The sequence below is a fragment of the Citrobacter sp. RHBSTW-00029 genome (genome assembly GCF_014104295.1).
Classification (GTDB): Bacteria; Pseudomonadota; Gammaproteobacteria; order Enterobacterales; family Enterobacteriaceae; genus Citrobacter; species Citrobacter youngae.
Map to the genome: position 1 here is coordinate 235,847 of NZ_JABXRT010000001.1, position 25,789 is coordinate 261,635.

Annotated in this window: 23 protein-coding genes; 16 read left to right on the forward strand and 7 right to left on the reverse strand. The window is 53.0% G+C overall.

All coding sequences use genetic code 11. The annotated features are described in order from the left end of the window. Positions 1-67: 67 nt before the first annotated feature. The 3 genes from HV041_RS01230 to HV041_RS01240 form a co-directional block, all read right to left on the reverse strand. Positions 68-1,281, reverse strand: a protein-coding gene (locus tag HV041_RS01230) for an IS3 family transposase (RefSeq protein WP_148735742.1) whose coding sequence is annotated in 2 segments (ribosomal slippage) — positions 68-987 and positions 987-1,281 — 1,215 coding nt in all. Because the reading frame shifts where the segments join, the coding sequence is not laid out codon by codon here. Positions 1,282-1,312: 31 nt separating this feature from the next. Continuing rightward, positions 1,313-1,714, reverse strand: coding sequence for a hypothetical protein (locus HV041_RS01235; RefSeq protein WP_249424098.1), 402 nt, complete (start codon positions 1,712-1,714; stop codon positions 1,313-1,315). 272 nt (positions 1,715-1,986) lie between these two features. Next, entirely contained in the window at positions 1,987-2,523 is a 537-nt protein-coding gene (locus tag HV041_RS01240; protein ID WP_086523439.1) for a GNAT family N-acetyltransferase, read from the reverse strand. An 840-nt stretch (positions 2,524-3,363) separates the two neighbouring features. Here HV041_RS01240 and pgaA point away from each other — a divergent pair. The 6 genes from pgaA to HV041_RS01270 all read left to right on the forward strand — a co-directional run bounded on the left by pgaA (position 3,364) and on the right by HV041_RS01270 (position 10,288). After that, positions 3,364-5,826 carry a poly-beta-1,6 N-acetyl-D-glucosamine export porin PgaA gene (pgaA, locus tag HV041_RS01245; protein WP_048213136.1) on the forward strand — a complete coding sequence of 821 codons (2,463 nt, stop codon included), beginning with the start codon at positions 3,364-3,366 and terminating at the stop codon, positions 5,824-5,826. Positions 5,827-5,835: 9 nt separating this feature from the next. Then, positions 5,836-7,857, forward strand: a complete 2,022-nt coding sequence (pgaB, locus tag HV041_RS01250; RefSeq protein WP_048213135.1) for a poly-beta-1,6-N-acetyl-D-glucosamine N-deacetylase PgaB — start codon at positions 5,836-5,838, stop codon at positions 7,855-7,857. After that, a complete protein-coding gene (gene pgaC / locus HV041_RS01255) occupies positions 7,854-9,188 on the forward strand; it encodes a poly-beta-1,6-N-acetyl-D-glucosamine synthase (RefSeq protein ID WP_040232145.1) in 1,335 nt (444 codons plus the stop codon). The genes pgaB and pgaC overlap by 4 nt, the downstream gene beginning before the upstream one ends. Beyond that, positions 9,185-9,691, forward strand: a complete 507-nt coding sequence (pgaD, locus tag HV041_RS01260; RefSeq protein ID WP_048213134.1) for a poly-beta-1,6-N-acetyl-D-glucosamine biosynthesis protein PgaD — start codon at positions 9,185-9,187, stop codon at positions 9,689-9,691. The genes pgaC and pgaD overlap by 4 nt, the downstream gene beginning before the upstream one ends. 82 nt (positions 9,692-9,773) lie before the next feature. Beyond that, complete coding sequence (gene yjdI, locus HV041_RS01265; protein ID WP_005123368.1) at positions 9,774-10,004, forward strand: 4Fe-4S mono-cluster protein YjdI; 231 nt, start codon at positions 9,774-9,776, stop codon at positions 10,002-10,004. Positions 10,005-10,015: 11 nt separating this feature from the next. After that, on the forward strand, positions 10,016-10,288 hold the full coding sequence (locus HV041_RS01270; protein ID WP_121585501.1) for a GNAT family N-acetyltransferase: 273 nt from the start codon (positions 10,016-10,018) through the stop codon (positions 10,286-10,288). 42 nt (positions 10,289-10,330) lie between these two features. Here HV041_RS01270 and HV041_RS01275 read toward each other — a convergent pair whose 3' ends face one another. Further along, entirely contained in the window at positions 10,331-11,260 is a 930-nt protein-coding gene (locus HV041_RS01275; RefSeq protein ID WP_005123372.1) for a LysR substrate-binding domain-containing protein, read from the reverse strand. A 392-nt stretch (positions 11,261-11,652) separates the two neighbouring features. Between HV041_RS01275 and HV041_RS01280 the strand changes: the two genes are divergently transcribed. The 7 genes from HV041_RS01280 to HV041_RS01310 all read left to right on the forward strand — a co-directional run bounded on the left by HV041_RS01280 (position 11,653) and on the right by HV041_RS01310 (position 20,156). Further along, entirely contained in the window at positions 11,653-12,258 is a 606-nt protein-coding gene (locus HV041_RS01280; RefSeq protein WP_101741593.1) for an ankyrin repeat domain-containing protein, read from the forward strand. 126 nt (positions 12,259-12,384) lie between these two features. Then, the gene (locus tag HV041_RS01285) at positions 12,385-13,173 is read left to right on the forward strand and encodes a DUF2877 domain-containing protein (RefSeq protein WP_121585018.1); all 789 of its coding nucleotides are present in this window, start codon (positions 12,385-12,387) and stop codon (positions 13,171-13,173) included. Then, positions 13,151-14,698: an acyl-CoA synthetase FdrA gene (gene fdrA / locus HV041_RS01290; RefSeq protein ID WP_165712630.1), complete on the forward strand. Its 1,548-nt coding sequence runs from the start codon at positions 13,151-13,153 to the stop codon at positions 14,696-14,698. The genes HV041_RS01285 and fdrA overlap by 23 nt, the downstream gene beginning before the upstream one ends. Beyond that, positions 14,698-16,116: a DUF1116 domain-containing protein gene (locus HV041_RS01295; protein WP_003033887.1), complete on the forward strand. Its 1,419-nt coding sequence runs from the start codon at positions 14,698-14,700 to the stop codon at positions 16,114-16,116. Before fdrA ends, HV041_RS01295 begins: the two co-directional genes overlap by 1 nt. 117 nt (positions 16,117-16,233) lie before the next feature. Beyond that, positions 16,234-17,784, forward strand: a complete 1,551-nt coding sequence (locus HV041_RS01300; protein ID WP_165712627.1) for a xanthine permease — start codon at positions 16,234-16,236, stop codon at positions 17,782-17,784. 26 nt (positions 17,785-17,810) lie between these two features. Continuing rightward, positions 17,811-18,761 (forward strand): carbamate kinase family protein, encoded by a 951-nt coding sequence (locus tag HV041_RS01305; RefSeq protein WP_121585016.1) that lies wholly within the window; start codon positions 17,811-17,813, stop codon positions 18,759-18,761. A 12-nt stretch (positions 18,762-18,773) separates the two neighbouring features. Continuing rightward, the gene (locus tag HV041_RS01310; protein WP_121585015.1) at positions 18,774-20,156 is read left to right on the forward strand and encodes an amidohydrolase family protein; all 1,383 of its coding nucleotides are present in this window, start codon (positions 18,774-18,776) and stop codon (positions 20,154-20,156) included. Positions 20,157-20,200: 44 nt separating this feature from the next. On the opposite strand, the gene HV041_RS01315 is transcribed toward HV041_RS01310, so the two are convergent. Continuing rightward, on the reverse strand, positions 20,201-21,091 hold the full coding sequence (locus tag HV041_RS01315) for a nickel/cobalt efflux protein RcnA (protein ID WP_165712624.1): 891 nt from the start codon (positions 21,089-21,091) through the stop codon (positions 20,201-20,203). Positions 21,092-21,211: 120 nt separating this feature from the next. Here HV041_RS01315 and rcnR point away from each other — a divergent pair, with 120 nt between their 5' ends. After that, the gene (gene rcnR, locus HV041_RS01320) at positions 21,212-21,484 is read left to right on the forward strand and encodes a Ni(II)/Co(II)-binding transcriptional repressor RcnR (protein ID WP_003033900.1); all 273 of its coding nucleotides are present in this window, start codon (positions 21,212-21,214) and stop codon (positions 21,482-21,484) included. Between the two features lie 53 nt (positions 21,485-21,537). Here rcnR and HV041_RS01325 read toward each other — a convergent pair whose 3' ends face one another. Further along, complete coding sequence (locus HV041_RS01325; protein WP_115601522.1) at positions 21,538-22,767, reverse strand: amino acid permease; 1,230 nt, start codon at positions 22,765-22,767, stop codon at positions 21,538-21,540. Positions 22,768-22,909: 142 nt separating this feature from the next. Continuing rightward, positions 22,910-23,365 (reverse strand): multidrug/biocide efflux PACE transporter, encoded by a 456-nt coding sequence (locus HV041_RS01330; RefSeq protein ID WP_048213123.1) that lies wholly within the window; start codon positions 23,363-23,365, stop codon positions 22,910-22,912. A gap of 101 nt (positions 23,366-23,466) precedes the next feature. Between HV041_RS01330 and HV041_RS01335 the strand changes: the two genes are divergently transcribed. Then, positions 23,467-24,351, forward strand: coding sequence for a LysR family transcriptional regulator (locus tag HV041_RS01335; RefSeq protein WP_048213122.1), 885 nt, complete (start codon positions 23,467-23,469; stop codon positions 24,349-24,351). A gap of 102 nt (positions 24,352-24,453) precedes the next feature. Continuing rightward, on the forward strand, positions 24,454-25,632 hold the full coding sequence (locus HV041_RS01340) for an acetyl-CoA C-acetyltransferase (RefSeq protein ID WP_005123390.1): 1,179 nt from the start codon (positions 24,454-24,456) through the stop codon (positions 25,630-25,632). Positions 25,633-25,789: the final 157 nt, after the last annotated feature.

Here is a 25,789-nt window from a genome sequence, read left to right on the forward strand (position 1 = left end):
GCCCAGAGCTAAAAAATGGACAACAGGTTTGGCGTCATCATCGTGTAAATAAGTATAAATGTAGTGGTCAAGTAATACTGGCCACAGTTTTACAGTAAAAATGGTATCTGTTCTCAGACTCTTCCGGCGTCAGTCCACCGTTATAATGGTGAGGTCTGACGCTGTTGTAGTAGTTCAGTATGTAATCATTAATTTGCTGCCGGGCCTCGTCCTTGCCTGCATAACCATGTGCTGGCACCCATTCTGTTTTCAGACTGCGGAAGAAGCGTTCCATTGGACTGTTATCCCAGCAGTTTCCCCGTCGACTGACGCTTTGTTTTATTCTGTAACGCCAGAGAAGTTGCTGATATTTCAGACCTGTATATTGGCTTCCCTGGTCGCTATGGAACATGACATCACGCGGTTGACCACGCGTTTCATAGGCCATCCGCAGGGCACTGCTTATCAGTGCGGTATCGGCATGTACTGACAGACTCCAGCCGACAACCCTGCGGGCAAAAAGATCCATGACGACCGCCAGATAGCACCAGCGATTTCCTGCCCAGAGATACGTAATGTCTCCGCACCACACCCGGTCTGGTTCGGGCACAGCGAACTGACGCTCGAGCAGATTCGGCAGGCAGGTATGCTCCTGACGGGCATTTTTGTACTGATGTTTTCCGGGCTGATAACTGCTCAGGTTCAGATATTTCATCAGACGTCCGGCACGGTAACGGCTCATCGCGACGCCGTTTTGGGTCAGCATGTCAGCCAGAGTGCGTGCCCCCGCAGAGCCCCGACTCTGGTTCCACGCCCGACGTATTTCGCTGCACAACCTGACGTGTACCGGATTAACCATATCGCGTCGTTTTCGCCAGTACCGGTAACTGCTGCGGTGTATTTCCAGCGCGGAGCACAGGCTGACAACCGTGTGGCTGTCACTCAGTCTGGCAACTATCGTGAACCGTTCAGCGAGTCGGACATCAAGAGCGCAGTAGCCTTTTTTAATATCGTATTTTGTTCCTCCAGACGGCGAACCTGCTTTTCCAGCTCGCGGATACGTTGCTGGTCTGGAGTAATGGGCGTGGCAGTGGGCGTAATCCCCTGGCGCTCTCGTCTGAGCTGGCGTACCCAGGACTCAAGCGTGGTAGAACCAACATTCATTGCTTCACTGGCTTGTCGATATGAGTAGCCTTTATCAACAATCAGCTGTGCACATTCCAGCCTGAACTCAGGGGTGAAAGTACGTTTAGTTTTCTTGTTCATTAAGTCACCTGTTTTATGTTGTGGTGAGAATATCACCTTTAATCAGGTGGCCAAATTTACTGTGCCACTACAAAAGTTCTTTTCGCCATTGCTGTTGATATTGCATCCCTCCAGCAGGTGGTTTTACCTCGACAATCAGTGCCGCATGTTCGAAAGTGATGACCACATCCGGTTCAGAAAATTGTTCCAGACCAGATGTGTATGGCTGCATTTTTTCATCAATGGAATCGGGAAAAGCGAATTTTGGCCAGAAAGCGATAGCTTCATAAGCTCCCCAATCATCCCTGGATTTCCCGGTCAATGCAGAAAAGAAATGACTCATTGCAGCAGGTGATAAATAGTTAACCCGGCTCCAGATTGCAGCTGTGAGTAGATCTTCATAGGACTGAAAAACAGTTCGCCAGCTTTGTCGCATCCCTTCATTTAGCGTTATTCTTCCCGCTTTACCTTCCAGAATGGCATTTAACATCCCATATTCCTTAATGTGGCTTAGCTAATAAAATTAGTCGGTTAGCTTTATTTTCTAATCGTTTATACTGACATGTTCAAGCGTAGCAATCATCTACCTTATCATTCCATCTTGCCAGTCCTGCACCACAGAAATCTATCTGATGAAACCCCTCTGGGTATCGTGTTGTTGTGCGCAAAAAGGCATTTTCGTAAAGGAAGATGGCGAGTAGCAGGTAGATAAAGCAGGCAAACGACTAAAATAAGTATTAAGGGGGGCTCCTCCGTTTTCCCTCAGAGCATCATGCCAGCGTCGGGCGGCAGTGTGCTGTTACCTTCACCCAGATTACGTTGTAGCAATACGGTATCGAGCCAGCGACCATGCTTGAAGCCAATATTCTTTAGCGTGCCGACCTCCATAAATCCGACCTGCTGGTGGACTTTCAGCGATCCCTGATTATTGCTGTCGCCGACGATGGCAATCATCTGTCGGTAGCCGTGTGTTTCTGCCCATGTAATGACATGGTGTAGTAGCGCTTTGCCCGCGCCCTGACGTTGTGCTGTCGGATCAATATAAATCGAGTCTTCGAGCGTATAACGGTAGGCATAGCGTTCACGGTAGCGAGTGAGATAACAGTAGCCGATGACTTTTTCGTCCTGCAGGGCCACAACCCACGGCAACCCCAGCTCGCGGATCTTAGTCAGGCGAACAAGCATTTCGCGAGAATCTGGCGGGTTAGTCTCAAAGCTGGCCGTCCCGTGAAGAACATGATGTGCGTAGATAGTATGGATAGCGGGGATGTGCTTTTCTTCTGCGTTAACGATTTTCATTGACCAGTTCCCGTTGGCATCTTTTGCCAGATTACCTGAAAGAATGCGGAAAGGGTAAGCGTAAAAGCTTATGGCTCAATGGACATCATTCAATAGTATTAGGCTTGTATTTTGTAAGGGTAAAATTGATTGTCGTTGATATCGCCAATAATTTAACAAACAGATAAGTACAGTTTTACGGAATGATAAATACACTTGGGCGTAGTGGAATTAACAATTGCCTGTGGTAGTTCATTGAGGTATTCCACAATGCCATTTTTGGTAGGTGATAAACATACTGCTCATAAAGCCCTTTAATTTCATTTTGTTATATCTTTATCTAATTCTTTTTGCCTGGTGTTATGTTGCCGATTTAACCCTGAAACTTAGCCGTTTAAAATTAACTGATGTTATTTATAGTGTTATCAGTTACTGTTAATTATCAGGTTTTTCCTGTCAATTTTCAAAATGCTTATCAGGCAAACAGTTACCTGGTGTTTCTATATTTGCTGATAATAGTTATCATCGTTACGTGGTTTCGTCACGGAAACTTAATCTAAATCCAGTATTCGATCCCAAGAGTATTAGGATAATTTGGTTTAAAATACTTTTTTTGCCTAAGAGTTTTCTTATAACATAGTAAGACCCCACACTGAGTGATAAAATTCCTGAGCTTTCGCCAGCCTCTCAACGACGAGTGGACGAGTCATAGGGAGTCAATAAGACGAAAGAATTAAATGATTTTTAGCCATATTACGAAATAAGCGGCAGTGCACTTTACATGGTCGGCAACCGTCATGGAATGACTATAACTTATTGAAAACGCTTATTTTTACTATGATGTAAGATATAAGGGCAGATATGTTCAGTATGCGTCGACATGCCAACTTTATTAAACGCTTCAAGTCAGTAACCTGTTTATTTACGGCAAGCGTTCTTTTCCCAATGCAAGCCTCTGCAGCAGTATCAGATTACGATGCGTTGATTATTGAAGCGCGAGGTGGTAATAGCACACCGTTATTGCGCTACCTTGAGGAGCAGGGAAAGAAAAGTGCGTTAACGCCAAATCAGGTGGCTGACTGGCTGCAAGTATCCAGTTGGGTTGATAACAACGATAAAGCAACCATTGATATCTGGCAAAGGTATCGTGGGCAGATGGAAGTGCCCGCACGCGGCAAAGTGGCCGCTGCACGTGCGTATCGCAATCAGAAGAGCTGGAATGAATCATTAGCGCTCTGGGAGAGCGTTGTACAGGAAGAGCCTGAGAACGCCGATGTGCGTACTGGCTGGATCATGACGCTGGCGGATGCACGTTACAATCAGCAGGCCCTGACTGAAGCGAATAAATGGGCACGCGCGCATCCGGGGGCTGACTCTGATGCACTGCTTGCCTATGTGTATCATTCACAGGGTAAAAACTGGGATGCGCTGTTAGTCGCCAGCCAGGCGGATGAAGTTGATCCGGGTAACAAAAATGCGAAATCCACGCTGTTGTCAGCGCTGTCAGCCAACCGTGTTGCTGAACCGGCGTTGGGACTGACGGAAGTGGTTCCGACATCTGACCCCGTTAAGCGGCGTCTGGCGCTTGATGCTGCAGCCGAAAAGGTGCGCGCTTCTTATACCTCTGCACGAAATGAAGATGAGCGTTTTATCGTGGCGGATAAAGCGCTTGCCCGCTATGACCAGTTGCTGGCAGCCTGGAAAGATGAACCTGCAGCTCAGGGGGATGTGCGTCGGGCGAGGATTGACCGCATGGGGGCCCTGCTGGTGCGTAAGCGCACTGCCGACGTGATTCAGGAGTACGAATCCCTTTCCGCGGACGGTGAAGTGCCCAACTATGCCAAACGTTGGGTGGCTTCGGCGTGGCTCAGCGAACGTCAGCCGGAAAAGACCGAAGCAATGCTGGCGAGCATCTATTATCCGAACGGACCTATCCCTGTTACGCCGCTCAGTCCTGAAGATCAACAGGATCTGTTCTATGCGCATATTGATAATGAAAACTTTGATGCCGCTAAAAAACAAGTTGATGACTTGATCAAAGAGAGCCCGTATCTGCGTCGTATCTACGGCTCGCCAACGCCACAGCCTAACGATAACTGGCTGCTCGGGCAGACGCTGCTGACGCAATATCATCTTGCTGCCAATGAACTGCCTGAGGCAGAAAAACTCTCAGAACATCTGGCACGAACGGGGTCCGGTAACCAGGGGTTGCGCATAACCTATGCTTCCGTTTTGGAAGCCCGTGGATTGCCACATGCGGCGGAAAAAGAGTTAAAGCTTGCGGAAGTGATCGAGCCCAGCAACCTGGAGCTGGAGCGTCAGCAGGCCTATGTGGCGCTGGATCTTCAGGAGTGGAAACAGGCCGATGAGCTGACCGATGATGTCATCGCCCGTAGCCCGGATGACGAAGCGACGCTGCGCCTGGCACGGATCCGTGATGTGCACAAAATGTCGGAAGTGCGTATCAGCGGTACGCAGGGGATCTCCTCCGATAGTCCGGTCAGCGGTAAGAATGACTTCAACATCAATACAGCGATTTACAGCCCGCCGATTAATGACAACTGGCGACTGTTTACCGGTTTCAACTTTGCCACCGGCGAGTTTGAAGAAGGAAAGGGCATCAGCCGCGATTTGGCGGCTGGTGCTGAATGGACTTCACGTGATTACTGGGCCGAAATGGAACTGTCTGGCCGTAATTATGGCGACGGGCAGAAAATGGGGGGCCGTCTTTCAGCCTGGCATGACTTCAATGATAACTGGCGTGTGGGTGGGTCAGCAGAGCGTCTTTCCCGCAATACGCCACTGCGTGCGCTGCGTAGCGGCGTATATGCAAACGGCGGCGACATGTATGTCCGCTGGTACCAAAACGAACGGCGAGAGTATCAATTGTCGTTTGCGGCCTCACATTTCTCGGATGGTAACGATCGTCTCGAATACGGGCTTAGCGGAAAAGAGCGTATGTGGACGACACCGCGCTTCACACTGGACTTTACCCCGGGTATCGGCGGTAGCACCAACACCAAAGAGAATGTGCCGTATTACAACCCCAAAAGTGATTTCTCCGTAGTTCCCGGCTTGACCGCGGAGCAGGTGCTTTACCGACACTATGACACCGTGTGGACACAGCAGGGAGTGGCTGGTGTGGGCGGCTACTGGCAACAAGGTGAAGACGCAGGGGCTATCGTCCAGTTGGGTTACGGTCAACGGCTTAAATGGAACAACGTCGTAGATGGCGGGGTGATGCTGGTGTGGGATAAACGCCCCTACGACGGTAAACGTGAGCGGAATATCTCCCTCGCTTTCGATTTGAATGTCAGGTTTTAAGGATTGTTCATGCTGAAAAGATGCCTATGGCTTAGCGCACTCATCGCTGGCTGGTTGATGATTACCGCGTGCAGCAGTGCGCACAATACGACGCCTCGCTACGTTCCTCCTGATGAGAGAACGCCGCTGACGGCCGATCACCCGTGGCCGAAAAATAGTTTTTTGGTTCTGGGTTATCACGATGTAGAGGATGATGCAGCCGATCAGCGCTACCTCTCTGTGCGTACCAGCGCGCTGAGCGATCAAATAGCCTGGCTCCGTGATAATGGCTATAACCCGATCAGCGTTCAGCAAATTCTGGATGCTCATGACGGTAAAATCGTGCTGCCGGAAAAAGCGGTTCTGCTCACCTTTGATGACGGGTATAGCAGTTTCTATACCCGCGTCTGGCCGCTGCTGAAAGCTTACAACTGGCCAGCCCTTTGGGCACCGGTTGGAAGCTGGGTGGATGCCCCTGCGGACAAAAAAGTCGATTTTGGTGGCCTGATGACGGCGCGCGACAAATTCGCCACCTGGAAGATGGTCGAGGAAATGGGCAAATCGCCGTTGGTGGAAATCGGCGCGCATACCTGGAACTCGCATTTCGGTGCTGAGGCGAACCCGCAGGGAAGTAAAGAACCTGCAGTGGCAAACCGTCTCTACGATAAGAAAACCGGCACTTACGAAACGGACGAGCAATACTATCGCCGTATTAATACCGATATCTCTTTGATCACCAATAAAATTAAAGCGGTAACGGGGAAATCGCCACGTGCGTGGGTATGGCCTTACGGTGCCGCCAGCGGTACGACCTTAAACCTGGCCAAAGAGCAAGGTTATAAGATGGCGTTTACGCTTAATGAAGGGCTGGCGAATGCGGCATTCCTTGATGATATCCCGCGTGTACTGATTTCTGATAACCCATCGCTCAAGCGTTTTGCCAGTCAGGTTGCTCAGGTGCGTGAACCGCAGACGATGCGCGTGATGCATGTCGATCTGGATTACGTCTATGACAAAGACCCCGCCCAGCAGAAGCGCAACATCGATAAGCTGATCCAGCGTGTCTACGACATGCGTATCTCTCATGTCTTCCTGCAGGCGTATGCCGACCCTAAAGGCGACGGGAACATTCGCGAGGTCTATTTCCCTAACCGCTGGCTGCCGATGCGCGCCGATCTGTTTAACTATATCTCCTGGCAGTTACAAACCCGTGCAGGGGTTACCGTGTACGCCTGGATGCCGGTGCTGGCTTTCGATCTGGATGCCTCAATTCCGCGTGTAACGGCATGGGATCCGAAAACCGGACGTACTGCGATCAACCGCGAGAACTATGTCCGTCTTTCACCCTGGAGCAGTGAAGCGCGTCAGCGCATTACCGAGATCTACGAAGACCTGGCGAAGCACGCCAGCTTCAAAGGCATCTTGTTCCATGACGATGCCTTCCTGACGGATTTTGAAGATGCGTCGCCGGAGGCGTTAGCCGCCTACCGTGCCGCAGGACTTCCGGGAAGCATCGAGCAAATCCGTAATAACCCTCAGGCGTTTGAGCGCTGGACGCGCCTGAAAAGTAAGATGCTGATCGACTTCACCAAACAGCTGACTCAGTCTGTGCGTAATATTCGCGGTCCACAGGTGCAAACTGCGCGCAATATTTACGCCATGCCGGTACTGGAGCCTGAAAGTGAAGCCTGGTTTGCGCAAAACCTGAATGATTTCCTGAATACCTATGACTGGACGGCACCCATGGCGATGCCATTTATGGAGCAGATCCCGGCCAATGATGCTAACGCCTGGCTTGATCGACTGGTGAATGCTGTCGCACAGACGCCCGGCGCGCTGGATAAAACCGTGTTTGAACTGCAGGCACGCGACTGGCGTAAATCCGGGGAACAGGCCGAAATCAGCGGTAAACAGCTCGCAGAATGGATGCGTCAGCTTAAGTTAAGCGGCGCAGGCAACTACGGCTATTACCCGGATGATTTCATCAGCGATAAACCTGAGATGTCAGAGATTCGTTCGACGTTCTCCTCATACTGGTACCCGCAAAAATGACCGATCGCATAATTGCTTTCCTGATACTTTGCCTGATGTTCAGCCTGCCGTTTGGCGTGGCTGTCGTCTTCACGGGTGAAGTAATGTTGAACTTTGTCTTCTTCTGGCCCTTGTTCATGTCTGCATTGTGGATAAGCGGCGGGGTCTATTTCTGGTTTTACCGTGAGCGTCACTGGAAATGGGGAGATGAAACGCCGCCGCCTACTTTGGAGGGAAATCCGCTGGTCTCGATTTTGATCCCGTGTTTTAACGAAGGGATCAACGCGCGCGAAACGATCGAGGCCGCACTGGCCCAGCGATATAAGAATATTGAAGTTATTGCCATCAATGATGGTTCGACGGATGACACGCACGATGTTCTGGAACAGCTGGCAACAGAGTACCCAAGCCTGCGAGTGATTCACTTAGCGGAAAACCAGGGGAAAGCCCTGGCTCTTAAGACCGGCGCAGCTGCAGCGCGCAGCGATTACCTGGTGTGCATTGATGGGGATGCGTTACTGGATCGTGATGCCGTCGCCTATATCGTGGCTCCGCTTATCCAGTTCCCGCGCGTTGGTGCGGTGACCGGTAACCCGCGTATTCGTACCCGCTCGACGTTAATTGGCCGCGTACAGGTCGGTGAGTTCTCGTCGATTATCGGCTTAATCAAGCGTACCCAGCGAGTCTACGGGCAGATATTTACCGTTTCAGGTGTCGTTGCCGCGTTTCGTCGCCGGGCGTTGGCTGAAGTTGGCTACTGGAGCCCGGACATGATCACCGAAGATATCGACATCAGCTGGAAGCTGCAATTACGCCACTGGTCGGTATTCTTTGAGCCGCGCGCGCTGTGCTGGATCCTGATGCCTGAAACATTGAAAGGACTGTGGAAACAGCGCCTGCGCTGGGCGCAAGGTGGTGCGGAGGTGTTTATCGTTAACATGCGCCGCCTGTGGTCGTGGGAATTCCGCCGTATGTGGCCGCTGTTCCTTGAGTTCTGTTTCTCTACCGCTTGGGCATTTGCGTATGCGGTTAGTATCGTGCTGTTCCTGTTAGGGCTGCTATTCCCGATGCCAGACACGCTGTATGTTCAGCATCTGTTCCCGCCAGCCTTCACTGGACTTATCCTCGGCGTGGTCTGCCTGTTGCAGTTCGCGGTGAGCCTGATGATTGAACGGCGCTATGAAAAAGGGATTGGGGCCTCATTGTTCTGGATCATCTGGTTCCCGGTGGTGTACTGGATGCTGAGTCTGTTCACCACGCTGGTGGCGTTCCCCAAAGTGATGCTCAAACGCAAACGCGGCAGGGCACGCTGGGTCAGTCCTGATCGCGGTATCGGGAGGATTGAATCATGAACCAACCGCTGATTTTTACCGAACGGCGTCTGCTGCCGCGGGTGATCGACGTCGTGTTGACGCTTATTGCCTGGATTGGGTTCTTATACCTGATTTATAAAGGGTTGATCGTCGCACTGGCGCATTCACCGCATATAGGGGTTCGCCCCTTTTTCACGACCCTGGATACGGTGACGTTTTACATTCTTATTGCCCTGGTCAATGGTCTGGTGCTGATTGGTTGGGCTAAGTACAACCAGTTTCGTTTCCGGGTGGAACGCCGCAGTCGCAGACCGGGTCTGGAAGAGCATGAGCTGGCGGAAAGTTTACGCATTACCCGCGAGCTGGTGACCGAGCTGAACAAGGCGAGGGTGCTGACGGTTCACCATCATGAAAGTGGTGAGATAAGTCATATCGATGTGGACAGGGATATCGCCGATAACCGTCTGCCGCCACCGACGCCTGCGATGCTGGAGTATTTGCCACCAGAGCAGCAGCCGTCGTGGCAGAGACGGTCTGAGTGATATTTCTGCTTTCAGCGGCTTCCTTCAGCCTCGCATCGGTCTATGATTAGACCCAGACAATAAAAAAATGTGAGGCAATGTCGTGGATAAGGAACTACTGGATGCAGGTTACCGGGCCTATACCGGCGAGAAGATTGATGTCTATTTCAACACGGGGATGTGCCAACATTCGGGTAATTGCGTACGAGGAAGCGCAAAGCTTTTTAACCTGAAGCGTAAACCGTGGATCATCCCGGATGAAGTCGATGTTGCGACGGTTATCAGGGTTATTGATACTTGTCCGAGCGGTGCGCTGAAATATCGCCAGAAATGAGTGAGGGAACCATGGAAATTCTTGCAGGCCACAACAAATTTTATGTGAACGATGCTGAAGGCAAGCAGGTCGCCGAGATTGTTTTTGTGCCGACGGGCGAGCATCTGAGCATCATTGAGCATACCGATGTCGACGCCAGTCTGAAAGGTCAGGGCGTGGGTAAGCTGCTGGTAGCGAAGGTGGTGGAGAAAATGCGCGCTGAAAACCGCAAAGTGATCCCGCTGTGTCCGTTTGCCAAACATGAGTTCGATAAAACTCGCGAGTACGACGATATTCGCGCCTGATTATCACACGAGCGCTGGAACGCATCCCCGCTATCCGGCGCATCACTGCCGATGCAGCAGATCCTGATAAATCCCCGTCAGTACCCCTTGTGGGCCAAACTCTTTTTTAATCCACTGCGTTACGCGACCGGTTGCTGCGTGCTGGGTTGCCAACAGCATGCGTGAATCCTGACGCGGGTTGTGGATCTGCCGCGTGACCAGCAGCGACTTTTCCATCGCTTCGCGTACCATATAGTCCGGTAAAAAGCCGATGCCTTCACCCAGAATCTGGCACTGACACTTGGTATTAAAATCAGGAACCAGAATCGACTCCTGTCCGTGTAACAGCCAGCCGACCTTCTTGTTAATGGTGTGCGCGGTGTCTTCCACCATGATGTTCGGGTACAGGCGCAACTGGCTCTCAGAAATAGGTTCTGGCATAAAGGCGAGCGGATGATCCGGGGCAATCGCAAACGACCAGCGGATCGCGCCAATCTCAGTGTAATCAATGCCGCCGCCGTCCAGTAACGTATCGGGCGCGCCGATAGCGATGTTGGCGAGGTTGTTGATGATCGAATCCCAGACGCCGTTATACACCTCGGTGGTGACGGTTATCTGGCAGGTCGGAAACTGCTTTTTGAGTACCTGTAACAGCCGTGCAGTATGCTGTGGGGTATACAACAGCTGGTTAATGCAAATGCGTACCCTCGCTTCAATTCCCTGGGCGATAGTATCGATGCTGCGCTTGATGGCGTGGAAGTCATTCAGCAGGTCGGTTGCTTTGCGAAAGAAGTAGCGACCGGACTCGGTGAGCTCAATGCTGCGGGTACTGCGAGTAAACAGCACCACATCGAGCCCCATCTCCATACGTTTGATGGTGTAGCTGATGGCCGACGTTGTTAAGCCAAGCTCCTCAGCGGCCTTGCTGAAACTGCTGTAGCGCGCTGCCATCGTAAAGGCCAGCAGGTTTTCCTCGGTAAAAATTGAATTCATCCGTTCTCCCCTCAGACCATGCTGCGATGTCTACGATACGATGATTGTTGAATGTATTTGTAATCCTTATCGAGAGCAATCAGTTTTGAACAGAATTTAACACTAGGGTTACATTTGATTTGAAGGCAATCACACTTCTGTATTTTAGTTGTGACCCGCTATCCGTGCTGCATAACGCTTGATTTCCCCAGGCTCTGATTCATCGCTAAAACGGCTTCCGTCATAAAGGAAAGATTGCACTACAGCACGTTTTACTCTCATTATTAAATTTGATTCAACAATCGACACGCTTACGATGAATGAAATTTAAGCGGATGTTATTCTCTAAACTCTGTTGCTATTCTCAGGTTATCGGAAATATGAAGAGTCTAAAAAACCGCAGGAGAGTGATTATGTCAGAGAAAGAACTTATTACTGAATTTCTGCTGGCGGCAGAACAGGGTAACGTCGAAGGATTAAAATCCTGTCTGGAAAAAAATGTGGATATTAATGCCACCAACCGTCAGGGCCGTACTGCCATAATTATTGCCAGCCTGAATAAGCATTACGATTGTGTTTCTTTATTGATTGCCGCCGGTGCTGATATTAATAAGCAAGATCAAACCTGCTTTAATCCATTCCTGATTAGCTGCCTGACAAATGACTTAACGCTACTGCGTTTGGTATTACCGGCTAACCCGGATCTTGAGCGTCTGAGTCGTTTTGGCGGTGTCGGCATTACGCCTGCCAGCGAAAAAGGCCATGTCGAGATCGTGCGTGAGCTGCTGCTGCGTACCGATATTAATGTCAACCACACCAATTTCGTTGGCTGGACGCCGCTGCTGGAAGCTATCGTACTTAACGACGGCGGCGCGAAGCAGCAGGAGATCGTCAAGCTGCTGCTCGACCATGGCGCGAACCCGCACATGACGGATAAATACGGTAAAACCCCGCTGGAACTGGCGCGGGAGAAAGGTTACCACGAAATTGCCGAGCTGCTGATTGCCGCCGGAGCCTGACAGAGGAGCGCCGCTATCGCCACGCCATCACGGCGATGCGTTCGGGCGCTAACCGCCGACGGCGCGTTTCTCGCTTTCCGGGGAACGGGGCGGGTTGAACAGGTTTTTTCCCACGCGGTAAACCTGTTGATACCTGAACAGCAGCGGCTGCTGACGTTATTGAGTGAAGATTGTGATAACGCGCCTAACAGCTGTCGGCTGGCGCTGACGCATTGTGAAGACCTGTTTCACCCCGGTGAGCTGGTCAATTTTAGCGGGTCGGGAATAGTTGTTGGCAATGATAAATGGATAGAAACCGCCGGTTGCCTGCTGTGGCGAATACCACGGTGGACATCTGATGCAGCAAGTCTTGCCGCAGTCGGCTGGCAGCATTGGGAAGAGGTTATCCGCCAACAGCTAAGAAGCGACGACACATTATTTTTGTATCAGGGTGACAATCCGTTTTTTCAGGAAATCACCCGTGAACTACTACAGCGTCGCCAGACATTACTGACGGCGTTGCGTACTGGAGAAAATATCTCTACAGCGGTCAGCCATTTAATTGGTCTGGGGATTGGGCTGACGCCATCATCGGATGATTATTTAGTTGGTCTAAGTACCATCTTATTTATTCCAGGACACCCGCTGGGAAAATATCGTGAAGATTTTTTAGCAGCTTTACAATGTGCCGGAAATAATACGACGCTACTCAGCAAAATAACATTAGAGGAAGCTTTTCATCAGCGTTATCGGGAAAGCGTTGGACGGCTGCTGAACCAATTTATTACTGAGCAACAACCCGTTTCTACGCAATATATAACTGATATTAAAAATATCGGCTCAAGTTCTGGCTGCGACATGCTGTACGGCATGGCAGATGCCTGCGCCCTGAGCCACAGGTCCGGAGGGAATTATGTCGATCAGGATAGTTGTTAAAAAGAATACGTACTTTGATTCGGTCTCACTGATGTCTATTTCAACACGCGCAAATAAGCTCGATGGTGTGGAGCAGGCGTTCGTGGCTATGGCGACAGAAATGAATAAGGGCGTGCTGAAGAATCTCGGCCTGCTCACGCCTGAACTGGAAGAGGCGAAAAGTGGCGATCTGATGATTGTCATTAAAGGCGCCAGCGAAGCGGCGAACGAGCAGACGCTGGTGGCGATTGAGGATCTGTTCACGCATAAAGAGCAGGGCGGCCAGCATGAAGCGCGCTACGCTACGCTCGCCAGCGCGAAGAAACATGTTCCTGACAGCAACCTGGCGGTGATCTCGGTTAACGGTCTGTTTGCCGCGCGCGAGGCACGTCAGGCGCTGCAAAACAACCTCAACGTGATGCTGTTCTCGGACAACGTGTCCCTCGACGACGAGCTGGCGCTCAAGCAGCTGGCGCATGAAAAAGGGCTGTTGATGATGGGGCCTGATTGCGGAACCGCCATTATTAACGGCGCGGCGTTGTGTTTTGGCAACGCGGTGCGTCGCGGCAACATCGGAATTATTGGTGCGTCCGGTACCGGTAGCCAGGAGCTGAGCGTACGCATTCACGAGTTTGGCGGCGGAATTTCCCAGCTGATTGGCACCGGTGGACGCGATCTGAGTGAGAAGATTGGCGGCCTGATGATGCTTGACGCGATTGGCATGCTGGAGGCCGATCCGCAAACTGAGATCATCGCGCTTATCTCCAAACCTCCTGCGCCAGCGGTGGCGCGCAAGGTGCTGGAACGTGCGCGCGCCTGTCATAAGCCCGTGGTGGTGTGTTTCCTCGGACGTGAAGCCGCGCCTGCGGATGAAAAAGGCCTGCAGTTTGCCCGCGGTACTAAAGAGGCGGCGTTGAAAGCGGTGCTGCTGACCGGCGTGAAAAAAGAGAGCCTGGATCTGCATCCGCTCAACTGGCCGCTGATTGAAGAGGTTCGCGCCCGTCTGACCCCGCAACAAAAGTACATCCGTGGCTTGTTCTGCGGTGGCACGTTGTGCGATGAGGCGATGTTTGCTGCCATGGAAAAACATGCCGAAGTTTACAGCAACATTCATCCGGATCCGGCGTTCCGCCTGCAAGATCTCAATCGCAGCGTGGCGCATACCTTCCTCGATTTCGGTGATGACGATTTTACCAACGGCAAACCGCACCCGATGATCGATCCCACCAACCGCATTAGTCGTCTGTTGCAGGAAGCGCGCGATCCTGAAGTCGGCGTGATCGTGATGGACTTCGTCCTTGGTTTTGGATCGCATGAAGATCCGGTTGGCGTGATGCTCGACGCGATCGTTGAAGCCAAAGCGATCGCCGCCTCAGACGGTCGTCCGCTTGAGATCCTCGGCTATGTGCTGGGAACCGATCTTGATACGCCGTCACTGGAAAAACAGTGCCAGATGCTGACCGATGCTGGCGTCATCTGGGCGAGCAGTAGCACCAACACCGGATTGCTGGCGCGTGAATTTATCTGTAAAGGGGAGGAAGCCTGATGAGCCAGACACTGTTTAACCAGCCGCTGAATGTGATTAATGTCGGTATCGCGATGTTCAGCGATGACCTGAAAAAGCAGAACGTTCCCGTGACCCAGCTCGACTGGACGCCGCCGGGCCAGGGCAACATGCAGGTGGTTGCGGCACTGGACGAGATTGCCGATTCGCCGCTGGCAGACAAAATCGCTGCAGCTAACCAGCAGGCGCTGGAACGTATTATCCAGTCGCATCCGGTGCTGATTGGTTATGACCAGGCAATCAATGTCGTGCCGGGGATGACCCGTAACACCATCCTGCACGCCGGGCCGCCAATCCGCTGGGAAAAAATGTGCGGCGCAATGAAGGGCGCGGTCACAGGGGCGCTGGTGTTTGAAGGCCTGGCGAAAGATCTGGATGAAGCCGCCGAACTGGCCGCCTCGGGCGAAATTATCTTCTCTCCGTGCCACGAGCATGACTGCGTTGGCTCGATGGCGGGTGTGACGTCAGCATCCATGTTTATGCACATCGTTGAGAACAAAACCTACGGCAACCGCGCATATACCAATATGAGCGAGCAGATGGCGAAGATCCTGCGTATGGGCGCGAACGATCAGAGCGTTATCGATCGTCTGAACTGGATGCGTGATGTGCTGGGACCGATGCTGCGCGACGCCATGAAGCTGGCGGGCGAAATCGATCTGCGCCTGATGTTGGCGCAGGCGCTACACATGGGCGATGAGTGCCATAACCGTAACAACGCCGGGACGGCGCTGCTGATTCAGGCGCTGACGCCGTGGATTATTCAGACCGGCTATCCGGTTGAGCAGCAGCGTGAGGTGTTCGAGTTCGTCCTCAGCAGCGATTACTTCTCCGGACCGACCTGGATGGCGATGTGTAAAGCCGCAATGGACGCCGCCCACGGTATTGAATACAGCACCGTGGTGACGACGATGGCGCGAAACGGTGTTGAGTTCGGTCTGCGCATCAGCGGCTTACCGGGTCAGTGGTTTACCGGTCCGGCGCAGCAGGTGATTGGCCCGATGTTTGCGGGCTACAAGCCGGAAGATTCCGGACGTGATATTGGCGATAGCGCGATCACCGAAACCTACGGCATTGGCGGTTTCGCTATGGCGACGGCGCCGGCCATCGTGGCACTGGTGGGCGGTACGGTCGAAGAGGCCGTTGATTTCTCGCGCCAGATGCGTGAAATCACTCTCGGCGAAAACCCCAACGTCACCATTCCGCTGCTTGGTTTTATGGGCGTACCGACCGCTATCGATATTACGCGCGTGGGCAGCACCGGCATTCTGCCGGTGATCAACACCGCAATTGCGCACAAAGACGCGGGGATCGGCATGATCGGTGCCGGAATAGTCCACCCGCCGTTCGCCTGTTTTGAAAAGGCGATCCTCAACTGGCGCGACCGCTACTGCCAATAACAACAATCGGGGCTGACGCGGTTAGCCCCACAGTAGCGAAGCGAAAAACGTTGCTTACCTGCAGGGCTGGGCGATCTTCGCGATCGCAAACGATGCTTAACCTGTTAAGGATATTCCATGAACAGCATAAAACTAGAATGGAAACGTGGTGACTGGGCAGCTTACTTTGGGCTGATGACCAACAACCTGACTAACCTGCTGACAATGATGGGGCTGCTCATTTTTGTCGTCGGGATCCCTACCGAAATTGTCTATGGTCGCATTGCGCCTGCCTTTGGTCTGGCGGTGCTGGTGGCCAGCGTCTGCTACGCCTGGTTTGGCCTGCAGATGGCAAAGCACACCGGGCGTAAAGACGTGACGGCGCTGCCGTCCGGACCGAGCGCACCGTCAATCTTTACCGTCACCTTCCTGGTACTGATGCCGGTTTATCAGCAAACCAAAGATGCCAACTTTGCTATCCAGATAGCGCTGGTATGGTGCTTTGTAGAAGCGTTAATCCTGGTCGGCGGCTCCTTCCTGGGCGAAACCATCCGCAAGATGATCCCACGTACGGTACTGCTTTCTTGTCTGTCCGGCCTGGGACTGTTGCTGCTGGCGATGAACCCGATGCTGCAGGCATTCGAAGCGCCGACCGTCTCTTTCATCGTCCTGTTGCTGATCTTCATCAACTGGTTCGGTAAGAAGCCGATTTTTGCCCGTATTCCTACCGGTTTGCTGCTGCTGATTGCCGGTACGGCCCTGGCGTGGATCTCCGGTTTACAAAGCCCGGAAGCCATTAAAGCGTCGATGTCTTCCTTTGGCTTCAACCCGCCGGAAATTCATGTCGACAGCTTCCTGCAAGGTTTGCCGCACGCGCTGCCGTATCTGGCTTCTGCGGTTCCTCTGGGTCTGGCGAACTACATTTTCGACCTTGAGAACATTGAAAGTGCGCACGCGGCGGGGGATGAGTACAACACCCGTAAGGTGATGATGGCGAATGGCTTTGCCTCCATGCTCGGCTGCATGCTGGGCAATCCGTTCCCGGTGACCGTGTATGTTGGGCATGCGGGCTGGAAAGCGATGGGCGCCAGCATCGGCTATACCCTCGCTTCAGGCATCACCATGTTCCTGGTACCGCTGTTTGGGCTGGGCGCGTTTATGCTCGCCATTATTCCGATGACTGCGATAGTGCCGATTCTGGTGTTTATCGGTGTGGTGACCGCCAACCAGGTGGTGCGAGAAACGCCCAAAGTCGAGGTTCCTGTCATCTTCATCTGCCTGTTCCCGTGGATCGCTAACTGGGCATTGACCATCGTTAACAGCGTGATGGGCGCCGCCGGAACATCCGCGGGGAAACTGGGCAGTGACCTGCTGCACAGCAAAGGCGTCTATTACGACGGACTGGTGCATCTGGGAAGCGGCGCGCCGCTGGCCAGCATGCTGTGGGGCTGTGTCGCTATCTTCGCCATTATGAATAAGCCGTTAGGCGGGGCGATTGCCGCAGCCTTTGGGGCACTGCTGTCGCTGTTTGGCGTGATCCACTCCCCGGCAGTTGGCTTTGCTGAGGGCAGCTCGATGATGTTTGTTGTGGCCTACCTGATGATGAGCGGCATGTTTGTCGTCAAACATATTCTCGACAGTCGTGAAGCGGCTACTGCGCCTGAGCAGGAACCGACGAAAACAACCTGAATCGCCTGCAAGCGGAAGAAAATACGATGAAAGAACTTGTGGTCGTTGCCATTGGCGGCAACAGCATTATCAAAGATAACGCCAGCCAGTCGATTGAGCACCAGGCTGAAGCGGTGAAGGCGGTGGCGGACACGGTGCTGGAGATGTTGGCATCGGACTACAACATTGTGCTGACACACGGTAACGGGCCGCAGGTGGGGCTGGATCTCCGGCGTGCTGAAATCGCGCACGAACGCGAAGGTTTGCCGCTTACCCCGCTGGCAAACTGCGTTGCCGATACTCAGGGCGGTATCGGTTATCTGATCCAACAGGCGCTGAATAACCGTCTGGCGCGGCGCGGTGAGCAGAAGGCAGTTACGGTGGTCACGCAGGTGGAGGTCGACAAAAACGATCCGGGCTTCGCTAATCCGACCAAGCCTATCGGGGCGTTCTTTAGCGAAGCGCAGCGCGATGAGCTGCTGCGGGTCAATCCGGGCTGGCGCTTTGTCGATGATTCGGGGCGCGGCTACCGACGGGTTGTGGCTTCCCCTGAACCCAAACGTATTGTTGAAGCAGAGGCGATCAAAACGCTGACTCAGCAAGGTTTTGTGGTGATTGGCGCAGGCGGCGGCGGGATCCCGGTGGTGCGTAGCGAGCACGGGGATTATCACAGCGTGGATGCGGTGATTGATAAAGATCTCTCCACGGCGTTGTTGGCGCAGGAGATCCGCGCCGACATTCTGGTGATCACCACCGGCGTAGAGAAAGTGTGTATTCACTTCGGCAAACCCAACCAGCAGGCGCTGGATACGGTGGATATTGCGACAATGACCCGCTACATGCAGGAAGGTCACTTCCCGCCGGGCAGTATGTTACCCAAAATCGTTGCCAGCCTGACGTTCCTTGCGCGTGGCGGTAAGCGGGTAATCATCACCACGCCGGAATGCCTGCCCGCCGCACTGCGCGGTGAAACGGGCACCCATATTGTCCATTCCTGAGAGGAGATGCGAATGAAGGAAAGTAACAGCCGCCGTGAATTTTTAAGCCAGAGCGGAAAAATGGTCACTGCTGCCGCGCTGTTTGGCGCAGTCGCCCCGGTCGCGTATGCTGCTAATCCTGTCGGGAACACCTGCGGGTCGAAGAGCACAATGACGATTAACGATAAGCACTATTACCTGGATAACGTCCTGCTGGAAGCGGGGTTTGATTACGAAAACTCGGTGGTGGTACATACCCGTACCGCGCTGCAAACCGTTGAAATCCAGGACGGGAAAATTGTTGCGCTGCGCGAGAATAAGCAGCATCCGGATGCGGCGCTGCCGCACTACGATGCGGGTGGAAAGCTGATGCTGCCCGCCATGCGCGACATGCATATCCATCTGGATAAAACCTTTTACGGCGGTCCCTGGCGTTCGCTGAACCGTCCGGCGGGCACCACCATTCAGGATATGATCCGCCTGGAGCAAAAGCTGCTGCCTGAACTCCAGCCTTATACCCAGGAGCGGGCGGAAAAGCTTATCGATCTGCTGCAATCAAAAGGCACCTCGATTGCCCGCAGTCATTGCAATATCGAACCGGTTTCCGGACTGAAAAACCTGGAGAACCTGCAGGAGGTGCTGGCGCGTCGCCAGCCGGGTTTTGCCTGCGAAATCGTGGCGTTTCCGCAGCATGGCCTGCTGTTATCAAAATCTGAACCGTTAATGCGTGAAGCGATGCAGGCGGGAGCGCAGTATGTCGGCGGTCTGGACCCAACCAGCGTCGACGGCGCGATGGAAAAATCACTCGATACCATGTTCCAGATTGCGCTCGATTACAACAAAGGCGTGGATATCCATCTGCATGAAACCAGTCCGGCGGGCGTGGCGGCGGTGAATTACATGGTGGAAACGGTTGAGAAAACCCCGCAGTTGAAGGGAAAACTGACCATCAGCCATGCATTTGCGCTGTCTACGCTGAACGAGCAGCAGGTGGATGAACTGGCAGCCCGCATGGCGGCGCAGCAAATTACCATTGCCTCGACGGTGCCGATTGGCACGATGCACATGCCGCTAAAACAGCTGCGCGACAAAGGCGTGGAAGTGATTACCGGCACCGACAGCGTGATTGACCACTGGTCGCCGTACGGCCTGGGAGACATGCTGGAGAAGGCGAATCTGTACGCGCAGCTCTATATTCGCCCGAATGAACTCAACCTGTCGCGGGCGCTGTTTCTCGCTACCGGTGATGTGCTGCCGCTTAACGATAAAGGTGAGCGCGTCTGGCCGAAAGCGCAGGATGAAGCCAGCTTTGTGCTGGTGGATGCCTCCTGCTCGGCGGAAGCGGTCGCGCGAATCTCCCCACGCACTGCGACCTTCCATAAAGGGCAACTGGTGTGGGGGAATGTCGCAAGCTAGCCTGGTTCTACGCGCAGCGGCTATCGCTGCTGCGCTCCCATATATTAACCGACGATCCCCATATAGCCGTGAATCCCCATATATACGCCGACCATCGCGATGAGCACGCTGGAAAAATAGGGCGCTTTGCGTGCCAGCGTGTTAAATCCGCTCCAGCGTTTGGCCGCCTGCTGCACGCTGATTGCCGCGCCCACGCCCACCGTTACCAGCGTTATCGCCAGCCCGAGGCTAAAGCACAGCACCATCGTTGCCCCCAGCGTAAAGGCTTTGAGCTGGATACAAATCAGCAGTACCGTAATGGCCGCAGGACACGGGATTAACCCGCCGGTCAGGCCAAACAATAAAATTTGGCCGTTGGTGACCTCTTTGCCCGCAAAGCGGCGCTGAATATCGGTGGCATGTGCGCGTTCGTGCGCGTCCTGATACTCTTTCGAACTTTCGCTCAGTCCTGCTAACGCGGCATGGTTATGATCGTGGTCATGGTGATGGTGATGATCGTCATCGTGGTCATGATGGTGGTGGTGATGATCGTCATGATCATGGTGGTGGTGATGCCCGTGATCGTGGTCGTGATGCGTCTGGGCCAGCCAGTTCTGCTCTCCCTGCCAGGTCCGCCAGAACATCCAGAATGCGGTCCCGAGAATAATTATCGCCGAGACAAACTGCAGCCAGGGCTCCACGGCCTGGGCTGTAAACGCTTTGCTGATATACATCCCGCCGAGCGCAATCAACCACACCACAGCGGTATGCGACAGGGTAGCCGCCAGCCCCAGCATCACCGCCTGCTTGATAGTCCCCTTTATGGCGATAATAAAGGCCGCCATCATTGTCTTGGAATGCCCCGGTTCCAGACCGTGTAACACGCCCAATAAGATCGCGCTGGGAATGAAAAACCAGGCGTTGCCTTGCTGAAGAAGCGTCGAAAACTCACCCATGAGAATGATTCTTAGTTGTTTTGTTTCACCGGATTCTACTCCCCCCCAGTATCAAATACTACCCCCCAGTAGAATGTCGATGGTATTGTCGCTACAGCCAGACGTTAAAAAGGTAAAGTTATGTCACATACGATCCGCGACAAACAGAAGCTGAAAGCCCGAACCAGTAAGATTCAGGGGCAGGTAGCGGCGTTGAAAACCATGCTGGATGAACCGCATGAATGCGCGGCTGTGTTGCAGCAAATTGCGGCGATCCGCGGTGCGGTAAACGGATTAATGCGTGAAGTGATTAAAGGTCATCTGACCGAGCACATTGTGCATCAGGGCGATGAAATAAAGCGTGAAGAGGATTTGGATGTGATCCTGAAAGTGCTGGATTCGTACATCAAATAAGTTAGTTTAACGGCTCATTCACGCACTGATGAATGAGCCGTTGATAACGTCATTTAGCCAAAAAACATCACGGATACACACAGCAGACCGACAATCAACGTTATCAGGTTCCCCACTGAACGGTACGGCTTCAGCGCCGGGATCAGATAGGTCGATAACGTCGGCATGATAAACAGAATCATGGCAATCAGCGGCCCACTGATCGCGTAAATCATTGAAATAGCATTAGGATTAATGCAGCAGATGATAAACGTGATAGCCGAGACCAACATAATGGACAGGGCGCGGTTAAAGGCCCGGCTTTTCTTCACACCCACCTGATGCAACGATGTTTTTACTACCTCCGTTGCCCCTTCAATCACGCCAAAGTAGGTGCCGAGGAACGATTTTGACATCGCCACGACGGCAACAATAATCCCGGAGATTGACAGCCAGGCCGGCGCGTTTGGCATCATCGATAGTGCTGACAGAATGGTCACGCCTTCATTTTTTGCATCCTCGATATAGTTTGTCGGAATCGAAAGCAAACAGCTGAAAACGAAAAACAGCACGCTCAGGCAGATGATGACGTAGGCTACCTTCATGATTTTTTTGCATTTACCCATGGCCTGCTCGCCATATTTCTCACGTCGATCAATGGCGAACGTGGAGATAATTGGCGTATGGCTAAAAGCGAAAACCATCACGGGAATAGATATCCAAACCTGATGAAGCGTGTGCTGATCGACAGACATCTGGCCGGTGAGTAGCGTTGGCTGCCAGCTTCCGGTCAGGTAGAGCGAAAGGAATAAAAAATACGCGATGAGCGGGAACACCAGAAAGCCCATCACCCGGATGGTGGCCTGGCGACCCATCAGAAAAATTAAATTCAGCACCAGTACCACGCCGAGACTTACCAGCATGCGTATGCGTAGATCAATCTCGATATGTTTTGCCAACTGTTCGGTGAGTGAATTGGTTATCGCCACGGCGTAGATCAGCACCACCACAAAGAAGGCAATAAAATAAAGCGTCGTGATCAGGCTGCCTATCTTCTTGCCATAGTAGTGGGTGACCGCGCCGGTGATCCCTTCACCTGCAGAGGTTTTTGACGACAGAATAAACTGGCACAGCGCCTTGTGCGGCCAGTAGGTTAAAGGCCAGGCGACGAGTGCGGTGATAAACAGTACCACCGCGCCTGCAGAACCCAGCTGTATGGGAAGGAAGAGGGTTCCTGCGCCGACGGCAGTCCCATATAGTGCGAAGCTCCAGAGAGTCTCTTCTTTTGACCAAAATTTCGACATTATTTGAACGTATCAACTATAAAATAAACAAAAAGAAGCGCAATTTACCACAAATGAGAGGGGCTGGGGGAGGTGTGAACAAGTGGGCTGGTGAATGGATGAATAGCCGGAATTGAGAAAATTCCGGCTATTGTTTGAATTATCAGGCAGTAACGCGCTGCTGGCGACGCTTCATAACACGCTCGCGTAACGTGTCATATGCCCAGTTATAGAACATGGTGTACGGCAGGAAGAACAGGAAGAAACCTATTTCCAGCGTGAATGCCTGAAACAGGCTGACGTTCAGCACATACGCCACGATGCTCACCCCGATCACAATAAAACCACTCTCAAAACCTAACGCGTGGAATGCGCGTACTTTAGCCGTACGTTTCACCAGATGTGACGGCCATAAGCGGTCAAACAGGGCGTTATATATGATATTCCAGATCATTGCTGTCGTTGCCAGCAGAATGGTCAGCCCGCCCATTTCCAGTACCGAGCGCTGCATCAACCATGCGGTGGTTGGTGCGAGAACAGCGGTGGCAATGCCTTCAAAGCAGACGGCATGAAAAATGCGCTCCATTAACGAGCGACGTTGGACTGTATCGTGTTGCATAACCTAAAACCTTCTTTGATGCCCGAATAACGGAATGGTGGCAATTTTATCGTTTTATGTGATATCTAAAAGATAGTATCCATCGATAAAGTAGATAGTTCATGCGTTACTCTCCTGAAGCGTTAACGGCATTTGTAGAGACCGTTTCCTGCGGCTCATTTTCTGCTGCGGCCCGGCGGCTGCGCAAAAGCCAGTCCACCATCAGTACGGCCATTGCGCATCTGGAAGCCGACCTTGGTTTTGCGCTGTTTGACCGTTCATCACGCCAGCCAACGCTGACCGAAGAAGGTAAGCGGGTGCTGGGTTATGTGCAGGCCATTCTGTCAGCGAGCGATCGTCTGGACGAAGCGGCGATTTCGCTGTCGGGTGAAACGGAAGCGCGTTTGACCTTCGTGTTGTCAGATACGCTGCATCCGGATGTGCTGGAAGAACTGATGGTGCAGTTTGACCGTAAGTTTCCCCATACCGAGTTTGAATGTCTGATTGGTGAAGACGAGGACGTGATCGATCTGCTGCAAAAAGGACGTGCTCAGGTGGGGTTGATCGAAGCGCGGGAGGATTACCCGACCGACATGGGCGTCACGCGCCTGCCGATGCAAACCTGGATGGGATTATATGTTGCGGCTTCGCATCCGCTGGCGGCGCAGGAAAAACTGCAGTGGGAACAGCTGCATACCTGGCGCGAGCTGCGTCTGAACACCTATCTGGAAAGCCGTACCAACGTGGCGCGCGGCCCTGTGTGGTCTGCTCCCAACTATTTGTTGCTGCTGAGTATGGCGGTTCAGGGATTCGGCTGGTGCGCGCTGCCTTGCGCGCTGGTAGAAGAATTTGCCGCAGAAAAGCCGCTGGTTCCATTGACGCTGCCCGGTTGGCCAAAGGCTATCTCTATCGATCTGTTGTGGAATAAGAAATCCCCGCCAGGCGTGGCGGGAAGTTGGCTGCGCGACCATTTACAGCAGAGTGGCGTTCAGATGACCAATAAATGATACGAATTTCCTTTGTGATAAAAATCACCGTTTTTAAACAACCTTGATAACTCTTTTTAACAATCATCTACTATTGCGGTGTTATTTTGCGCTGAGGTGGTGATGAAAGAGGTTGTGATAGTCGGGGCGTTACGGACACCGATTGGCTGCTTCCAGGGGACGCTGGCGCGCCACTCTGCCGTTGAATTAGGCAGCATGGTAGTCAGGGCGTTACTGGAACGCACGGGCGTGGACGTTCACGCCGTGGATGAAGTGATCCTCGGTCAGGTGCTTACCGCAGGTGCCGGGCAGAATCCGGCGCGTCAGTCTGCCATCAATGGTGGGCTACCCAATACCGTTTCCGCCATCACCATTAACGATGTCTGTGGTTCGGGCCTGAAAGCGCTGCATCTGGCGACCCAGGCTATCCAGTGCGGCGAAGCCGACATTGTGATTGCGGGCGGGCAAGAGAATATGAGCCGTGCCCCGCATGTCCTTACCGATAGCCGCACCGGCGCACAGCTGGGGAACAGCCAACTGGTCGACAGCCTGGTGCATGACGGGCTGTGGGATGCCTTCAACGATTATCACATGGGCGTTACCGCGGAAAACCTGGCACGGGAATATGGTATCAGCCGCGAATTACAGGACGCCTACGCGCTTCATTCGCAGCACAAAGCGCGGATGGCAATTGATGCCGGGCGCTTTAAAGATGAGATCGTGCCGGTAGTGACCCAGCGTAACGGGCAATCCTTTGTGGTGGATACCGACGAGCAGCCGCGCACCGATGCCAGCGCCGAAGGGCTGGCGCGTCTGGATCCTACCTTCGACAGACTCGGTTCGGTCACGGCGGGCAACGCGTCATCTATCAATGATGGCGCTGCCGCGGTGATGATGATGAGCGAAGCCAAAGCGCAGGCGCTGAATTTACCCATACTGGCGCGCATTCGCGCCTTTGCCAGCGTCGGTGTCGATCCTGCGCTCATGGGGATAGCTCCGGTATACGCGACGCGCCGCTGCCTTGAGCGCGTCGGCTGGCAACTGGCGGATGTCGATTTGATTGAAGCCAATGAAGCATTCGCCGCGCAGGCATTATCCGTTGGGAAAATGCTGGAATGGGACGAGCGTCGGGTGAATGTGAACGGCGGAGCCATTGCGCTCGGTCATCCGATTGGCGCATCAGGCTGCCGGATTCTGGTTTCACTGGTACATGAAATGGTGAAGCGTCGGGCGCATAAAGGGCTGGCAACGTTATGTATCGGCGGCGGCCAGGGGGTGGCACTCGCTATCGAACGAGATTAACGATCTTACATTTACCGTCTTAAACGCCTTTCTAAGTGTTTTCCCTGCACCTGTAAAAAAGCCCTCCAGCAGGAGGGCAAGGCCAGTTACAGAAACATACACTCTAAACACAGTCAACTTATCAAAACATTGTTTCATTTCATGTGATTAACTGCGC

What these genes read in the sequence shown, in the direction of transcription:
- HV041_RS01275 (WP_005123372.1), bottom strand. Translation starts at nt 11,260, where the DNA reads ATGAATTCAATTTTTACCGAGGAAAACCTGCTGGCCTTTACGATGGCA.
- pgaC (WP_040232145.1), top strand. Translation starts at nt 7,854, where the DNA reads ATGACCGATCGCATAATTGCTTTCCTGATACTTTGCCTGATGTTCAGC.
- HV041_RS01235 (WP_249424098.1), bottom strand. Translation starts at nt 1,714, where the DNA reads ATGTTAAATGCCATTCTGGAAGGTAAAGCGGGAAGAATAACGCTAAAT.
- HV041_RS01240 (WP_086523439.1), bottom strand. Translation starts at nt 2,523, where the DNA reads ATGAAAATCGTTAACGCAGAAGAAAAGCACATCCCCGCTATCCATACT.
- HV041_RS01340 (WP_005123390.1), top strand. Translation starts at nt 24,454, where the DNA reads ATGAAAGAGGTTGTGATAGTCGGGGCGTTACGGACACCGATTGGCTGC.
- HV041_RS01295 (WP_003033887.1), top strand. Translation starts at nt 14,698, where the DNA reads ATGAGCCAGACACTGTTTAACCAGCCGCTGAATGTGATTAATGTCGGT.
- HV041_RS01335 (WP_048213122.1), top strand. Translation starts at nt 23,467, where the DNA reads ATGCGTTACTCTCCTGAAGCGTTAACGGCATTTGTAGAGACCGTTTCC.
- HV041_RS01330 (WP_048213123.1), bottom strand. Translation starts at nt 23,365, where the DNA reads ATGCAACACGATACAGTCCAACGTCGCTCGTTAATGGAGCGCATTTTT.
- HV041_RS01270 (WP_121585501.1), top strand. Translation starts at nt 10,016, where the DNA reads ATGGAAATTCTTGCAGGCCACAACAAATTTTATGTGAACGATGCTGAA.
- pgaA (WP_048213136.1), top strand. Translation starts at nt 3,364, where the DNA reads ATGTTCAGTATGCGTCGACATGCCAACTTTATTAAACGCTTCAAGTCA.
- HV041_RS01325 (WP_115601522.1), bottom strand. Translation starts at nt 22,767, where the DNA reads ATGTCGAAATTTTGGTCAAAAGAAGAGACTCTCTGGAGCTTCGCACTA.
- fdrA (WP_165712630.1), top strand. Translation starts at nt 13,151, where the DNA reads ATGTCGATCAGGATAGTTGTTAAAAAGAATACGTACTTTGATTCGGTC.
- HV041_RS01310 (WP_121585015.1), top strand. Translation starts at nt 18,774, where the DNA reads ATGAAGGAAAGTAACAGCCGCCGTGAATTTTTAAGCCAGAGCGGAAAA.
- pgaB (WP_048213135.1), top strand. Translation starts at nt 5,836, where the DNA reads ATGCTGAAAAGATGCCTATGGCTTAGCGCACTCATCGCTGGCTGGTTG.
- HV041_RS01315 (WP_165712624.1), bottom strand. Translation starts at nt 21,091, where the DNA reads ATGGGTGAGTTTTCGACGCTTCTTCAGCAAGGCAACGCCTGGTTTTTC.
- HV041_RS01305 (WP_121585016.1), top strand. Translation starts at nt 17,811, where the DNA reads ATGAAAGAACTTGTGGTCGTTGCCATTGGCGGCAACAGCATTATCAAA.
- HV041_RS01300 (WP_165712627.1), top strand. Translation starts at nt 16,234, where the DNA reads ATGAACAGCATAAAACTAGAATGGAAACGTGGTGACTGGGCAGCTTAC.
- HV041_RS01280 (WP_101741593.1), top strand. Translation starts at nt 11,653, where the DNA reads ATGTCAGAGAAAGAACTTATTACTGAATTTCTGCTGGCGGCAGAACAG.
- rcnR (WP_003033900.1), top strand. Translation starts at nt 21,212, where the DNA reads ATGTCACATACGATCCGCGACAAACAGAAGCTGAAAGCCCGAACCAGT.
- pgaD (WP_048213134.1), top strand. Translation starts at nt 9,185, where the DNA reads ATGAACCAACCGCTGATTTTTACCGAACGGCGTCTGCTGCCGCGGGTG.